The following is a 17,633-nucleotide window of genomic DNA, read 5'->3' on the forward strand; positions in this document are numbered from 1 at the left end:
ATGGCTGAATTAACAGATTATGCATGGCTCTCAGCAGCAGCTTATCGGAGGCAACAAATTAATCAAATAGAAGCAGAGGCTAAAGGTTGGACAGCAGTCAAAATCATCTCCGACCATCTCAAAGATATAGGGGCATCGTCCCCAGATGGTGTTTTAGAGTATTCAGGAGCCGATTCTGGGCATTTCTCAGCTGGGGTGTATACCAAGGGCACTGAGATCGTCATTGCGTTTACCGGAACCAATACGACGCTGGATGAGCATTTGAATACCAACATACCGGCGGGGCTGGGTGTTCCCACAGAGCAGGTGCGCCGTGCGCTTTTGCTGACTCTGCAAACCATACAAAAATATGGTGAGGACAATATCACGTTTACAGGGCATTCGCTGGGCGGCGGGCTGGCATCATTAATGGCGATGTTTTTTGGCAAGGAAGCCGTTGTGTTTGACGAAGCGCCATTTGCCATGAGCGCCCAAAGGCTGGGGGCTGTATGTGAATACTGGGACGATGTGCAAGGCTGGATACGTGATGGTCTGATAACAAGTGATTTGCCTACGGGTTTCGTTAATTACATGAACGAAATGCAGGTTCAAAAAGATCTGGCTATCACACGGATTAATAGTGCCTATGGCGATGATATTCTTGATTATCATCGTGTTGCTGATGGAATTTATATGGGGGAGGATCAGCAGCTTTATTCATGGAAAAACGAATACTATAAACCATCAATGTATGAGCAAAGGTTTGACCAGGTTAGCAATTACTATGTAAGAGGAGAAATTTTAGAACTTTTGCGCAATATTGGCCCCGGGCTTAAGGGAACTGTAATTGATGTTGTAGATTCGCTGTTGGATGCATTGGCTGTAGGAGGTCTTTATATTCATTCTGATTATCGAGAGTTGTATTCAAGTATACAAAATGTGCTTGCAGAATTAGGAGGGAATGTTCCGATAGGTGTTGGGACAATTGGTAATCAGGTAGAGGCGATAGATGTTTTGAATACTTATCTTTCTGTTACTGAGCAGCTTATTCGCGGGACGCAGTTACATTCAATTGTGTTACTGAGTGCTGTGTTGGAATCCCGCAAATTTCAGCAAGCACTTTTTGAACATAACCATGCACTAGATGTGTTTTTTGATCCCCAACTGTATGGGGTTGAGGATCTTAATACAGATGACGAAAAAGATTTTCTGAGCCACATTCTGAAGACACATGTAGAAAACATCAACAACAATGTTCAGGGTGACAAATGGCTGGATTTGATCGCAGCAGATCTGAACAGCATTGGTGTGTGGCAAGATGTTTCAACTTCGGAGTTTAGCTATATCACGTCCAAAGGCGGCGATTACCGGATTGCTTATGATCACTATATGGCGGCTTATAAGAAGGATATTCAGGCTCAGGAAAATGCTCTGATTACGGCACTGACGGAGTATTGGTATTCAAACCCTGCCAGTAACTTAGAGTCTGCTTTTACAGCACTTCCCAATGGGGTGCAATTGGATCTGACTCAATTTGCGTCAGATTCGGACCACAGGGGAACGGATTTGGTGAAATCTGCAATCAGGGACAGTTTTGGTATACGTGAACTACGCCAGAGGCTGTCCACATTTGTCGATATGCCGGATTTGATCGAACCTATTTTGGAGCGCCTGGAAAATTCCACGATGATTACCGTCAGCGATTATGTGGAACACAGTGGCGGGTTTTATACCAATGAGCAAAATGCGGTGGATGATTTTGTCTGGAGCTATTATGGTGGTGGCTTTGGTTTGCATAACACAGGGGACGGAAACGACACCATCATTGGCGGGCGCTGGGGTGGGTATCAGTTGTATGGTGGTGCCGGCAGCGATTATCTGGTGACGTATGGCGAGAATAACAAGCTGTATGGCGGGGCAGATTCAGATGTTCTGGTGAACTGGGCTGCAGAGGTTACGTATACCGAAGAGCCGGAAGAAAAAACCGAAATGCATGGTGAAGATGGGGATGACCTCATGATGAACCGTGGTGATTATGTGCAGATGTATGGTGGCCTGGGCGAAAACGATATCTATTCATGGGGCCATCACGTTACGATTGATGGTACGGGTGGTAAAAACCTGATTGAGGCTGTTGGCAACTATACGACGATTATCGGTGGAGACCTGGGCGACGAGATCACGACCAATGGCAGCCATGTGGTGATCAACGCAGGCAATGGCGAAAACCAGATTACCGTTGGCGCAAAGTTTTCGCAGGAAGTGGCCGGGTCTCAACAATGGGGGCAGGAAACTTCAAGCCAGAATACCGTCAATGGCGGGAGTGAGAAGGATAAGATCTACCTCATTAAAGGTGTTGATAACGACATTTCGGGCAACGAAGGTGACGATGAGATTTATATAGGGACCAAAGACCAGATTCTGAGTGAAGCCAGTAATAACCGGATATATGGCGGCACGGGTGACGATACCATCACCGTTCTGGGAACTAATAATGAAATATATGGTGGTGATGGCAACGATACGATTCGTATCGGAGAAGAAAAACTTCGTTTTGGCCTCAGGGATAGAGCCGAAAACCATGTTTATGGTGGGCAGGGTCAGGATACCGTCTATCTTTACGGACTAGGTAATCAATTCTCGGGCGGAGAAGGCAATGACACCGTTTATTCGTATGGGGGACGCAGTACCCTTAACGGTGGGGCAGGTGTAGATACCTATCATGTGACGCTTGGTGATTTTATTGGTGAGGCTGATATAAATTCAGTAATTTATTATCGACCCAAATCACGTCCATGGATGGCTCCTATCCAATTTAACATGGCATGGTTAGATCGTGAGAACCGTGATGAACCAGAAGAAATTAATGCCATGCCTTTTGTGGTCAGTGAGATTACAGCAGGGAAGTATAAGATTACTTATAAGGAGGATACGGATGAGTATTTTGTATTGCATATTGATGAAAAGTATGCAGAAGAAACACTGGATAAGGACTCATCGCCTGCAGATGAGGTTTTTGGCAATGGTGCAGATACGGCCAACAGCATAGGCCCTGGCTGGGGAGATGCGATGGTTGATGGCAGCAGTGTTGATACACAAAGTGCGGTGGACTTCATCAAATTCACGCAACACTTTACGCCGGACGATATCTCGCTGGAGCGGCGCGACAAGGACCTGGTGATATACGCCAAAAATGAAAGCGGCAGCATTACGGTCAAGGATTACTTTTCGACAACAGAAGATGGAACCCGGTGGAACCTGCAGCAGATACGCTTTGAAGGAGATGTCGTCTGGTCCAGGCTTGAAATTGACAGCAAGGCTACCTGGGCGCAAAACGATACCTGGTACGGTACTATTTTCCCTGATGTGAAGCACGGAGGCTGGGGGGATGACCGGCTGTACGGTGGATTAAGCAACGATGTGCTGTATGGTGATGGCGGCTACGACAAGCTTTACGGCGAAGACGGGGATGATGTGCTGTATGGAGGCACACAGGATGATGAGCTTTACGGGGGCAATGGCAACGATGTATTGGTTGGTGGTACGGGCAATGACTACCTGGAAGGTGGCGATGGTTCAGACCTTTATTATTTTGAGAAAGGCTGGGGGAGCGACACGATTTATGATGGGGGAGACTCTTCTTATGCAGATCAGAGTATAGACATTATCCGCTTTGGAGATGGTATTTATTCGTGGGATATCGGGTTGGCGTGGCTTGAGGGTGACTACACCTTAGACAATGTTCTGCGAATTTTCTATCAGGACTCAAACGACAGCATTAATGTGAAGGCCCACTTTAAGACAGGAAGTCGGATTAAAGGTTATGGTGCTGTGGAGCAGATCCAGTTTGCGGATGGTACGGTGTGGGATTACGAAATGATTTCCCAAAGAGCTTTGCATACGGCACAGAGCAACATCTATGGGCATAACGCCAATGACGAACTGCATGGCACAGCGGCGGCTGATGCGTTGTATGGCGCGCAGGGGCAGGATGTGCTGTATGGCGGCCAGGGTGATGATGTGCTGTTTGGCGAGGCAGGAGACGATCTGCTGGTTGGGGCAGAAGGCAATGATTGGCTGAGCGGCGGTGCCGGATCGGATACCTACTATTTTGAGCGCGGCTGGGGCCAGGATACGGTCAATAACTACGATATCAGTGCCAATAAGAAAGACGTGATCCGGTTTGGTGCAGGCATTGCGGCAGCAGACATTGAGATCAGCCGGGACGGGGTGGACCTGGTGCTGATGCTCAAAGGGGCGCAAGACCAGGTTCGTGTAACCCGGTTTTTTGATTACGCCAGCAGTAGCTATAAACTTGAAGAGATTCAGTTTGCTGATGGCACCGTCTGGACGGCAGAGCAACTGGCCCAAGGGACTGTACCATTCATCGGTACAGAGGAAGGGGATATCAGTTGGGGAACAACAGGGGACGACCTGATGTATGGTCGGGGCGGTGATGACGGTTTGCAAGGAGGCAATGGCAATGACATTATCTATGGAGAAGAAGGTAATGATTCACTTTCAGGAGATGCAGGGGATGATGTCCTAATAGGTGGGGCAGGTGATGATGAATTGCGAGGAGGTGCCGGTTCGGATACCTATTATTTTGAGTCCGGATGGGGGCATGACATTATCCGTAACCAGGATTATCTGGCAGATCAAAGTATGGATACGGTTCAGTTTGGCGCAGGCATTACTGCGCAGGATTTGACTCTGACGGCACAAACTAATGGCGACTTGTTGATTCGTCATCATGTGACGGGCGATACAATTACCGTAGAAGGGCATTTCAGATCGTTCATTGATCCGTACTTTAGCTCTACAGAGCACCAGATTGATGTGATCCGTTTTGCTGATGGTACAGCATGGGATGTGGGGATGATCAGCCAGATGGCATCGCACAGCACTGCTGGGGATGACATTGTACTTGGCAGCGCTGGGGATGACGTTTTAAACGGCGGAGCAGGCAACGATATACTGGTTGGAGGTGCGGGCTCGGACACCTATTACTTTGAACGTGGCTGGGGCCAGGACGTCATCAGTAATGACGATTCAGGCAATAGCACAGATATTATCCGGTTCTCAGAAGGTATTGGCGTAAACGATCTCCGGCTTAGTCAGAATTACTATGACCTGATTATTCAACTGGAAGGCAGTGATGACCAGATTACCGTCAGAAACTACTTCAGAGATGACGAAGCTGGACGCTACCAGATTGATGAAATCCGGTTTGCTGATGGAACGATATGGAGTACAGAAACTATTCGGCAGCTGATACCCCAAAGTACGCAGGGAGATGATGTCATCATGGGTACTTCGGCCGATGATGAGTTGCATGGCCTGGCAGGTAATGATGAAATCCATGGCGGCGCAGGCAACGACAGGCTGTTTGGTGATGCAGGTGATGACGTTTTGATTGGTGGAGATGGTGACGATTACCTGGCAGGAGGCGCAGGTAATGATATTCTTGAAGGTGGAGCCGGATCTGACACCTATTACTTTGAGCGCGGCTGGGGTCAGGATGTCATCAACAACTGGGATAACGGGCAAAACAAACTTGACGTTATTCAGTTTGGAGCAGGCATCAGTGCACAAGACATAGAAACCCTTTATGAAGGGATGGGAGGGGATGGTGCTGGAGGCCATTTGATACTGCGCCTAAAGGGCAGCACAGACCAGATCACCATCGAAAACTACTTCAACTCATGGGATGAATCCAGCAAAGTGGATCAGATCCGCTTTGCCGATGGAACGGTGTGGACACAAACTACCATTGCAGGAAGTGCACTTACCATACACGGCACGGAAGAAGGGGACTATCTGAATGGATCTTCCATGGCCGACAACATCTATGGTGGGGCTGGAGACGACTCCCTCATGGGAGGCGATGGTAATGACCTGCTGGTAGGAGGTACAGGAAACGACACGCTTGACGGCGGAGCCGGAAATGATATCTATCACTTTGAAAGCGGTTGGGGTCAGGACTACATCAACAACAGCGATGCAGGGTTTGACACCATCCGCTTTGCACAAGACATCAGTTCAGGAGACATTGACCTGAGCCGCTGGAACGACGACCTCGTGATACGGCGTAAAGACAGCACAGACCTGATCATGGTCAGCGGCTTTTTTGGCGAATGGATGGACCCGGATGACAGCATCAATGCCATCCAGTTTGCAGACGGAACAGCCTGGGATCAGCAGACGATCAGAAATATGGTAGAAGGAGGCGGGCAAACTAACCAGGCACCAGTGACCGGAGAAACAGTGACTAACCAGCAAGGCAGGCAGGGAGAGCCCTTTACCCTGGTACTGCCAGCTAGCTTATTTACCGACCCGGATGGCGATGCTTTGACTTACAGCATCACACAGGCAGATGGCAGCGCCTTGCCAGGCTGGCTGACATATGATGCAGCGACACGAACTCTATCCGGGACACCGGGCAATGGCGATGTAGGCAACTTCAGCCTTAAAGTGACGGCAACAGATCCAAGTGGACTGTCGACTAGTCAAGACTTTACCCTCCATATCGAAAACGTGAATGACGCTCCATATGTGACTGGCGTCGTTGATGCAGTTAATGCCAAAGAAGGGAATGTATTTCGCTGGACTTTGCCTGCAGGTCTGTTTGCAGACATTGATGAAGGCGATGTTCTAAGTTATCACATCACAATGGCTGATGATTCGGCTTTACCATCGTGGTTAACATTTGATCTTCAAACCGGCTTACTGTCCGGCACTCCTCCCAGTGGGGCAAATGGTCATTTAGCGCTTCAAATTATTGCGACAGACTTGTCAGGGGCGACAGCTAATGCAAACCTTGATATTGCCGTTGAAGAAAATGCCAACACAGCACCCGTAGTTCAAACTCCGCTATCAGACCTGTATATCGCACGAGAGCAACAGTTTAACTTCACAATTCCTGCGGGAACATTTACCGATCCTGATGAAGACACATTGACCTACAGCGCCCGTTTAGCCAATGGGGGTGAACTGCCTGACTGGTTATCCTTTGATCCGGCTACCGGCACTTTCCAGGGCCAACCAGATGTTTTACAGGACCTGGAAGTCATCATCACAGCCAATGATGGTAATGGGCATGAAGTTTCAAGCGCATTGATCATTAATGTCAAAGAACAGGTACTTACTGGATCAACGGCCAGTACCATCACCACAAGCTATAACGCGATCTATTACGAAGACAGTGTAGCTCAGATTCAAATTCGCCCAGGAGCGGAGCATAACTACATTGTCACTGGCAGTACGCCCAATAGTATTCGAAATTATGCAAGCCATAACACCTTTGTTAGCGGTGATGGGAATGACTATATTGAGAGTTTCCGCAGGGTGCCTACAGATGCGGAATGCAATTACGTGACGATTGACGCAGGTGACGGTGATGATCAAATCATGTCTAACGGCAGCTTCAATACATTTTTTGGAGGCGCAGGGAATGATCGTTTTGTGTATGCACAAAGTCCCTTTTCAAATGTTTTTGAATCATCAAAACTGTATGGTGGTGACGGAGTTGATCAATTCCAGATAAATGGCTTTTCCATCAAAAATCTTACCGTCATGGGTGAGGATGGTAATGATCAGATCTTTTTTAATGGAATGCCCATTAGTGGAGGGCAATCAAATAGCGACAATCTATTTGATGGTGGTGAAGGCAATGATCTGATCAATATCTATGCTGGAGGGGAACGCAATACGATTCGTGGCGGCAGCGGAGATGACATCATTACTGTCAGGAGCGATGTAAATACATTGCTAAGCACAAACAATTCCATCATTGATGGCGGTACTGGTAACGATGATATGAGAAGTACAGGTAATAATGACGACACCTATCTTTTCCGTCAAGGGGATGGCTATGACATCGTGCTTGATGATGGCGGGAATGACAAGTTTGTGTTTGGAGAAGGCATCGCAGCAGACCAGCTATGGTTCAAGCGCAGTGGCAGCAACCTGGAAATCAGCCTGATTGGTACGGACGATAAGATCACCATATCCTCGTGGTATAGCGGAGATGCCTATCACATAGAGCAGATGCAGACCAGCAGTGGACAGACTCTGGCGCACAGCCAGATTGATGCACTGGTATCAGCCATGGCCGCTTTTGCGCCTCCGGCAGCCGGGCAGACCAGCCTGACGCCAGAGCAGCAGGCTGCACTGGCACCTGTCATCGCAGCCAACTGGCAGTAAACAAAGCGACAGCCAGGAACATTAAGAAACAGAAGGGAAGGAAAAACACCTTCCCTTCCTTCTCATATCCTTCCATTGAAACCACCAAATGACAAGCAGTACGTCAAGTGAGCCGCAGGCGGCACCCGCAACGCCAAACGTTCCTCCAACCGCAGACTCAAATACATCGTCAGACACACCCGATTCACAAACACCAGCCATAGATCGTATAGACAGCGGATTGGCCTGTTTGCTGATGATGGCCCAGTTTCATGACATCGTGGCAGACCCGGCTAAACTTCAGCATGAGTTCGGCGAAGAACCATTTGACAACACCACCATAATGCTCGCAGCCAAGTCGCTTGGCATGACCGCCAGAGTTGCCAGACAAGACCCTGCGCGCTTGGCCACAGCCCCCTTGCCCTGTATTGCCGTTGACCAGGAGGGGCGCTACTACATTCTGGCTAAAGTTGATGCAGGTCGCGATGTTGCACAACATACGCAGTCTCAGGAAACATCGCAACCAGACCCCGACAAAACCCGCCTGCTGATACAGCGTCCGGGCGAGGCGCCGCAGGTACTCTCATGGCAGACCTTTATGGCGCACTGGGCAGGAGAGATGCTGTTCTTTACCAGCAAAGCCACATTTGCACGCGATACCGCCAAATTTGACTTTACCTGGTTTATACCGGCGGTTGTCAAATACCGCAAACTGCTGGGCGAAGTGCTGATCGTTTCCTTTGTACTGCAACTGGTTGCGCTGATCACACCCCTGTTCTTTCAGGTGGTCATGGACAAAGTACTCGTTAACCATGCCATGCAGACCCTCAACGTCATTGCCATTGGCCTGCTGTGCGCCACCGTATTTGAAGTCATCCTCACCGCAATCCGCACCTACGTATTTGCCCACACCAGCAGCAAAATAGACGTTGAATTGGGCGCAAGACTATTTAAACACCTGATGGCCCTGCCCATAGCCTACTTTCAAAGTCGCCGGGTCGGGGACTCGGTGGCGCGGGTACGTGAACTGGAAAACATTCGATCCTTCCTGACCGGCAACGCCATGACGGTGGTGCTGGACCTGTTGTTCTCGGTCGTATTTCTCATCGTTATGCTGTGGTACAGCGTATCGTTGACGCTGATCGTGCTGGCCTCCATCCCGGTCTACTTTTTACTGTCACTGTTCTTTACACCCGTATTACGTGCCCGGCTCAACGAAAAATTCAACCGTGGCGCAGAAAACCAGGCATTTCTGGTGGAAAGCATTACCGGGGTAGACACCGTGAAAGCCATGGCAGTGGAGCCACGCTGGCAGCAGAAGTGGGAAAAACAGTTGGCCGGCTACGTATCCGCAAGCCTTTCCACCACCAACATCTCCACCGCAGCCAATGCCGGGGTTACCCTGGTGAGCAAACTGGTCACGGTGGGCATCATGTGGATGGGTGCCACGCTGGTTATTGAAAGCAAACTCACGGTAGGCCAGCTGATTGCCTTTAACATGCTGGCCGGACAGATCGCAGGACCGATTGTACGCCTGGCGCAGCTGTGGAATGACTTCCAGCAGGTGGGCATATCCATGAGCCGCCTGGGTGATATCCTGAATGCCAAAACCGAAGTGGCGGGCAATAAAACCAGAATTCCCCGCTTGGCCGGGGCCATCGAATTTGACCAGGTCTCATTTCGTTACCGGCCGGATGCGCCGGATGTGATCCGTAGTGTACAACTGGCAATCAAGCCTGGAGAAATCATCGGTATTGTCGGACGTTCGGGGTCCGGCAAAAGCACGCTGACCAAACTGGTGCAGCGCCTGTATGTGCCGGACCGGGGCCGGGTACTGATTGACGGGCAGGACATCGCCATCATTGACACTGCATCATTGCGGCACCAGATCGGTGTGGTGTTGCAGGAAAACATGCTGTTTAACCGCTCCATCCGCGACAACATTGCGCTATCTAACCCCACCGCCTCGTTTGAGCAAATCATTCAGGTAGCCAAACTGGCCGGGGCGCATGACTTCATCTGCGAAATGCCTGAAGGCTATGACACCATGGTCGGCGAACACGGCACAGGCCTTTCAGGCGGGCAGCGCCAGCGGGTGGCGATTGCGCGGGCACTGCTGACCAACCCGCGCATCCTGATCTTTGACGAAGCCACCAGCGCATTGGACTATGAGTCAGAAAAAATCATCCAGGATAACATGCGCCATATCTGCCAGGGACGCACGGTGCTGATCATTGCGCACCGGCTCTCTGCGGTACGTGATGCCAACCGCATTGTGGTCATGGAGCGTGGCCAGATTGCTGAAGTGGGCTCCCATGATGAACTGCTCAAAAATCAGGAGGGCATATACGCACAACTGTACCGCTTGCAGGTCGGGCAGACATTTCCGCCTTCTTCTGCCGACACGCAACAAAAAACACAGCGGCGTTTACCTCCTGCTGCACAGCCACAGGCAGGCAAAGGTGCTGGTGGTGGCACTGCACCTGAGTCGCCCTCTGGGGATTTTGGAACACAAGGACAAAAATGGCGTACAGCATTACCTTCAGTACGCTATACGATGACTTCGTTATCATCGCCAACCATGCGAAAGCCGGAACAACAACCTGATCAGGCAGCTTCAAACCCTCCTTCAGATGAAGGAGAAAAGACATGAGCGCCAACTACCGCTGGCAGGCCTATAAGGAGCTATGGAGCCGCTACCGCCAGGCGTTCAGCTACTACTGGGGCCATCGCCATGAAATGCGCACTGGCATGTTTACCGAAGATGAAGCCCAGTTCCTGCCGGCTGCGCTGGCGGTGCAGGAGCGTCCGCCCTCCAAAACAGCGCGGGTCATTGCCTGGGTATTGATTGCCATGATTGTGATAGCCTTTTGCTGGGCCATATTCGGGCGTATGGATATTGTGGTGAACGCCGCAGGCAAAGTCATTCCCAGCGAATACACCAAAACCATTGCATCGGTTGATACGGCCAGTGTGGTGGCATTGTATGTACACGAAGGTAAAACCGTCAGGGCAGGAGATATCCTGGTTGAACTCAATGATGACGCCACTGAAGCCGAACGGGACAAGGCACTCGGCGAACTGGCAGAATCAGCCCTGCAGCTTGAGCGCAACCAGGCATTGCTGTTGGCCATTGAAAAGCAGCAGCCACCAGAGCTGCCGGAATTGACTCTCCTTAATGAACAATACAAAATCTCAATCGACCCGGCCAAATGGCAGGCCGCAGTGTTGCATGTGCAGGGACAATACCAGGACTACCGGGCCAAGCTGACACGGCTGAATGACGAAATTGCCAGTTACGAAAAAACATTGCCTTTATTGAGTCAGCAGGCTGCAAACTACCGGGCACTGGCTGCGACCAGTGATGTACCGCGCAACACCTATCTGGAAAAAGAACAGGCACGTGTACAGATGGTCGGGCAGTTGCAGGTGGCACAAAGCCAGCGCGCTGCCTTGATTGCAGAAACCCAGAAAACCGCATACGACGAAATGGCCCAGGCCCGCCGGGGTGTCAGTACGGCTCGCCAGGATGTTGAACGCTATAACGCCATGATGGGACTGTACGTTTTACGTTCCCCGATTGACGGCACCGTGCAGCAGCTGACGATCCATACCATTGGCGGCGTAGTGCCAGCGGCACAGCCTTTGATGCAGATTGTGCCCACCAGCGGGCCGGTTGAAGTCGAAGCCTTTATCGAAAACAAAGACCGGGGCTTTGTCCATGTGGGACAGGCAGCCGCGGTCAAGGTGGACACCTTTCAGTACACCAAATACGGCACATTGCCCGGGGAAGTGGTGCATGTATCGGATGATGCCATTGAAGACGAAAAACGCGGGTTGATCTATGCCGTGCGGGTACGCTTGAGAGAAACCACACTGGATGTCGATGGCAAGCCCATGCCAGTTACTCCGGGCATGTCGGTCAATGTCGAAATCAAAACCGGAGACCGCCGGATCATTGAATACGTGCTCAGCCCCTTGTTGCGACACTCCAGAGAGGCACTCAATGAGCGCTGATCTGAAGAAATGCATTGCAGTCGGGTTGCTGGGTTGCTGGGGCGTTTGTACGGTTCAGGCGCAGGGCATGTCACCACCTATACCACCACCGCCACAGTTGACAACCTGGGACGCTCCGATTGAAGACCCATTGTCGGCGCAGCCTGCTGTATTGAGCCATGCGATGCAATATCCTGCGAATGTATATTCAGGAGCCGCAGCGGTTTGCGCAACGGCAGACTATGCTGCGCAGCCGCGTAGCCCTGAACTGGCTGCACAGCGTTTATATGAGAGTACGCAAGTAAGCCAGGAGAAAAGCGCACAAGACCATACGGGTCAACAGAATGCACCCGAGATATCCCTGCTTTTAGCGCTCGATCTGGGATTGTGCCACAACCCGCAGGTGCGCGGCACCTGGAGTGAGATCCGCTTGCAGGCCAGCAATGTAGGACAGGCCCGTGCAGCCTATTTGCCCACATTGAGTGCGGCGATAACCCGCCAGAGCAGCGAAACCAGCTATATCAACTCAGGCGACACAACCGCCAGAAACACCAGCGGCTACATCAGTATGAGCTGGCGTTTGCTGGACTTTGGGGCGCGCAGTGCAACATTGGAATCAGCCAACTTCCAACTGGCTGCGGCTGTTTATAACCAGAGTGCAACCTTGCAACAGGCCATTATTGATATTGTGCAGGCCTATTATGATGCGCAAACCGCTAAAGCCACCTGGCAGGCACGAAGGCAGATGACGCAGCTGTCTGAGCAGACACTGGCGTCAGCCCAACGGCGGGTAGAACGCGGGGCAGGAGAACAAAACGACGTATTACAGGCCACCGCAGCGTTGGCGCGTGCCCGCCTGGAAGAAACCCAAAGCCAAGGAGAATATCGCAAGGCCATGGCGACCTTGACCTATCTGGTGGGCTTGCCTGCCAATACCCCATTAGTTCTAGCCAGCACGCTGGAGCAGGATATGGGTGAAATATCCGACCCACAAAACCGGGCGAAACAGCGTGCTTTAGTGGAAAAAGCTTTGCAGGACTGGCTGGAACAGGCTAAACAGCATCACCCTGCTATTGCATCAGCACGGGCACAATGGCAGGCTGGGGAAGCCAACGTCCAAGCGGTACGCGCCCAGAGTATGCCCACTGTAGACCTTTCAGCACACTACTATCGCAATGGACGTCCGACAGATGCCGTCAGCAGCACGCGCAGCTCAGAGCGTAACATCGGCATCACACTGAACATCCCCTTGTTCAGCGGCTTTGACCATACTTACCGGGTACGTGCAGCACAGGCACAAGCGCAACAGCAAAGATCACAAATGGAGCTAGTAGAGCAGCAGACTCTGCTGGAGTTGGTCCGTGCACATGCAGACGCACAGGCTGCCTGGCAGAACCTGGATGCGGCACAGACGCTTTATGTCGCGTCCGATAAAGCGATTGCATCTGCCCAGCGCCAGTTTGACAAAGGGGCAGCAGATATCACACAACTGATTCAGGCGCAGAATAACCTGGTGGAGGCGAGTCTGCAGCGCATACAGGCACAGGCAAAGTGGCAGTCGGCACGCTTGACGCTGGTGGTGCAGGGCTATGCGTGGGAGTTGACGCAGGGAAATTGAGGGAGTGGCGAGGGATCATTCGATCAACCATCGAACGAGTTTTTACCGGGGCAGTTTACGATTTTCACGTTCTAGCACTTCATCCGCTTGCGTTTATCAGTTAGTCAGACACTAGCACGCAACCCCTGATCCCGCTCTGCTTGCCAGCCCCAGGTTCGTAACGTCTCTGTAATGCAGTCTATTTTGAGTGCGTATTTAAGTTTTTCATATCAGATAATCTATAAAAATCTAAATGGTGACTTTTAGCTGAACCCAGACTGATATGAGTATTTACTTGGCCCAAAGCAGCCAGCATTACATTGTAGATGAGATGTGCAGCAGAATTGCTTTTATATTTTTAATTTATGTGGGCACATAAATTAATTTTGGTATTTACTGTTTCCTGCTTGTCAAATAATTTTTAGGATAGTGCACCATGGTTGTGCACTAAAAGTACGCCACTTTAAGGTCGATGTTTAAAGAGATAAGATTTATCAGTTGTTTGACAATATCGCAGTGATAGCCCAGCTTATCCAAGATAACCAAGTCATGCTTGATCATTTTGGGAGCTGGTTTTTGAGCTTTGTTTTCATTATCGAGCTTAAGTTTGTTGATCAAATTCAGTACATTCTTAAGCGTATCTTTCAACCGACAGCTAGGTGGTTCATGTCATGTGCCGCTAAATAACACGATATATGGAATTCGTCTAACAACCTACCGTCCCGTTTTTTTGCAAGAAAAATGTTTTTAATACAATTTATTTTGAATAGGATTTTTTATTTTCGAATGACAGGTTATATTTTTACAAATTAATTCGCAAAAAATGGAGAAGTTTATACAACCTCATTATCGCGTTGAGTACGACTCCTGATTATTATAATAACTTTACCCATGAAATGGGTATTGGAAGCGGAAGCAAGAACGACCTGAAAGCCATCAAGTAACCACAAGCGCATTAATTTGATGTTTTGTGAGTACCTGAAACGACAAAGCAAGGCCATACCAATTCCGGTGCATTCTGGTGCATTTTTGTGCCTCAAACGAGGTCAGGGCATTTGTTGTGTTTTTCAAAGGATGGATTATGATTTACGATAACCTGCTCTCTAAAGCATTCATGCAAAAAAAGCGCGAGATAATGAGTCAGACTCATGCATTTGCTGTTAGGCCGCCTCTCCTGAAACTCTCTACAATCTCTTTAGCCTTGTTTGGATTATCTGGGTTGGCTGCTACTGCATCAGCCCAGACCTCGCTTCTCTCGGTTGAATCTGGTGTAACCACATCCAGCCCGACTTGGAGGGAGCCCAATAACAGCTTTAACCCAACAACCGATCGGGGGGCGGGCTTTTACTATAACAGCCATAATATCAGCTCAACTGAAGGCGGGCGTTACAAATTTTTGATGACAAGGGTTGGGGTCACCGGCGCTATGAGCGATCCAACCATGTATTTGTATGCGGACAGTTTTAACCCTGCATCCTCATTGACTAATGTATTGATTGGGGACGATGATACGGGCAGATATTGGACGGGCGATATCCGTGATGCTGGTTTTGTGTATGTGCTAGCGACCGGTGCGTCTTATACAGTCGTAGGTTCTCACTTCGTTTCTGGCTCTACTGGGAACTACATACTGACAGTCGAGCAAATGGACAGTCAGGAACTGACCTGGGAAGGTGTGAATGATGGTGGCACAAGTAATCCTGCTGAATGGGGTTATCACAATCGTAACTGGACCGATGGTAGTGCAATCATTGCGCCTGATAATGCCTATACAAACTATGGGCGAGTAGCCACTCGCCAGTTTGCTACTGGAGACAAAGTTGTTTTCGATGATACAGGTAATGCCAATACCAACATCGCAGTGAACAGTTCCGGGGTCAAAGTTTCTGACATGGTGGTAGACGGCTCACTGAACTATGTGTTTAGTGGCGGTTCTATTACTGGAGATTCTGCCAGTGCCTATGGAACTACTCTCACAGGTGCCCAGGGCGCATTGTCCAAAGATGGATCAGGTTCGGTGACGTTTAATAACCCGATTCAGTTTGAACAGATGGATATTGCCAACGGGCTGGTGGCAGTTGGTAATGCCAATAGTAATACAGGAGTTCTAAACCTCCAATTGCCAGGCTCGTTAGAAATTAATAGCAGCGGTATTCTGAATGTAGACCATGGTGGAATGCTGGCTGGTACCTTACAGGGGGCTGGACAGATCCATTTGCAAGGCGGCACATTGTATGTTACCAACAATCAGCCCGCTTTCAGTGGTGAACTGGTTGTGAATAGCGGTGCAGCTGCAGTGTTTGACGATGGTGCTGCAACCACACGCGCCTACGCGTTTGGTGGTAGCGTACACAATGCTGGTACATTGACAATAGGCCATGGCGCTGTTGCGGGAGATATATTGAATATAGGCGGCGGCTATGTTGGTAACAGCGGTGTATTGAGTCTGAACGCCGTTTTGGCAGGTGATACCACTTCAATAACTGACAAATTGGTGATTAACGGTAATGCATCTGGAACCACCTACGTTAATGTCAATAGTATGGGGGGGCTAGGTGGGCAGACAGTTGAAGGCATCCAGATCATTGATGTCATTGGCACTTCAACTGATACCGCATTTGTACAAAGCGGCCGTATTGTTGCTGGTGCGTATGAATATAGCTTGGTCAAGGGTAGCGCCAACGGCCTTAACCCACAAAGTTGGTATTTAACCAGTGAATATCTTTTGAAGGAGCCAGGTGGTGGCACAGATCATACGGGTATTCACGTCATGCGCCCCGAAGGCGGTTCATATATTGCGAATCTGTCTGCAGCCAATACCATGTTCAGCACTCGCTTGCATGACCGTATAAGCGAGCCGCAATATACTGATTTGTTGAGTGGGCAGGATAAAGCCACCAGTTTGTGGATACGCTACCACTACGGACATAACCGGTTTGAAGACGGCAGTGGTCAGCTGTCAACCAAGTCAGATCGTAGCATAGTCCAAATTGGCGGTGATATCGCCCAGTGGAGCAGTAACGAACGCAATCGTTTTCATATTGGTGTGATGGGTGGTTATGGCCGTACCGACAGTGATACTGACTCTGATACGAGCGGTTATCACTCTTCGGGCAAAGTGGATGGCTATAGCGTCGGGGTATATGGTACTTGGTATGCTAATCAGGAAGATAAGTCTGGCCTTTATGTGGACGGTTGGCTTTTGTGGAACGACATGAGCGCCAAAGTTCATGGCGACGGCGTATCAGGTGAAAGCTATGACATCAAAGGAATATCCGCTTCGCTGGAGGCTGGCTACGCATTCCAAATTGGCCAGATGAATGAAGACTATGGTGTGTGGATTCAGCCTCAGGCCCAGGTGATCTGGATGGGGGCTAAAGCAGACGACCATATTGAGCATAACGGCACCTTTGTCACGAGCAATGACAGTAATGTGCAAACCCGTCTAGGTGTCAGAGGTTATCTGAGCAATCTCAATAGCAGCAGAACAGACCAGAATATGGTGCAACCCTATCTTGAACTCAACTGGATACACAATACCAAACGCTTCAATGTTGATATGGGCAGTACAGAAATGCGGGCGGATGGTGCCAAGGATGTGGGAGAAGTAAGAATCGGCATGGAAGCCAATATAAACAGAAACACTACTTTATGGTTCAATGTAGGACATCAGATGGGTTCCAACTCTTACCGTGACACGACAGCATTGTTTGGACTGAAATACAGCTTCTGATTTTTTTCAGAATGAAAATAATTAAGGATGAATTATCCTGAGTTTTTGCGAAGGCAATTTTGTCATACCAGATTGCCAACCTCGAAATATGCATGGCAAAATTTTCCGGCGGATGTCTGAAACTGAAAATCAGACTTGGTTCGG

Annotated in this window: 5 protein-coding genes; all 5 read left to right on the forward strand. The window is 49.7% G+C overall.

What is annotated here, in order from left to right; translation table 11 throughout:
• The 5 genes from AACY98_RS01955 (at position 1) to AACY98_RS01975 (ending at position 17,489) form a co-directional block, all read left to right on the forward strand.
• The gene (locus AACY98_RS01955) at positions 1-8,184 is read left to right on the forward strand and encodes a calcium-binding protein (protein WP_339800863.1); all 8,184 of its coding nucleotides are present in this window, start codon (positions 1-3) and stop codon (positions 8,182-8,184) included.
• Positions 8,185-8,272: 88 nt separating this feature from the next.
• Positions 8,273-10,816, forward strand: coding sequence for a type I secretion system permease/ATPase (locus AACY98_RS01960; RefSeq protein ID WP_339800865.1), 2,544 nt, complete (start codon positions 8,273-8,275; stop codon positions 10,814-10,816).
• The gene (locus AACY98_RS01965) at positions 10,813-12,180 is read left to right on the forward strand and encodes an HlyD family type I secretion periplasmic adaptor subunit (RefSeq protein ID WP_339800869.1); all 1,368 of its coding nucleotides are present in this window, start codon (positions 10,813-10,815) and stop codon (positions 12,178-12,180) included. Before AACY98_RS01960 ends, AACY98_RS01965 begins: the two co-directional genes overlap by 4 nt.
• Positions 12,170-13,777, forward strand: coding sequence for a TolC family protein (locus tag AACY98_RS01970; RefSeq protein WP_339800872.1), 1,608 nt, complete (start codon positions 12,170-12,172; stop codon positions 13,775-13,777). Before AACY98_RS01965 ends, AACY98_RS01970 begins: the two co-directional genes overlap by 11 nt.
• A 1,060-nt stretch (positions 13,778-14,837) precedes the next feature.
• Positions 14,838-17,489 carry an autotransporter outer membrane beta-barrel domain-containing protein gene (locus tag AACY98_RS01975; RefSeq protein ID WP_339800875.1) on the forward strand — a complete coding sequence of 884 codons (2,652 nt, stop codon included), beginning with the start codon at positions 14,838-14,840 and terminating at the stop codon, positions 17,487-17,489.
• Positions 17,490-17,633 lie beyond the last annotated feature (144 nt).

Source organism: Saezia sanguinis, assembly GCF_963921665.1.
GTDB classification, from domain to species: Bacteria; Pseudomonadota; Gammaproteobacteria; order Burkholderiales; family Burkholderiaceae_C; genus Saezia; species Saezia sanguinis.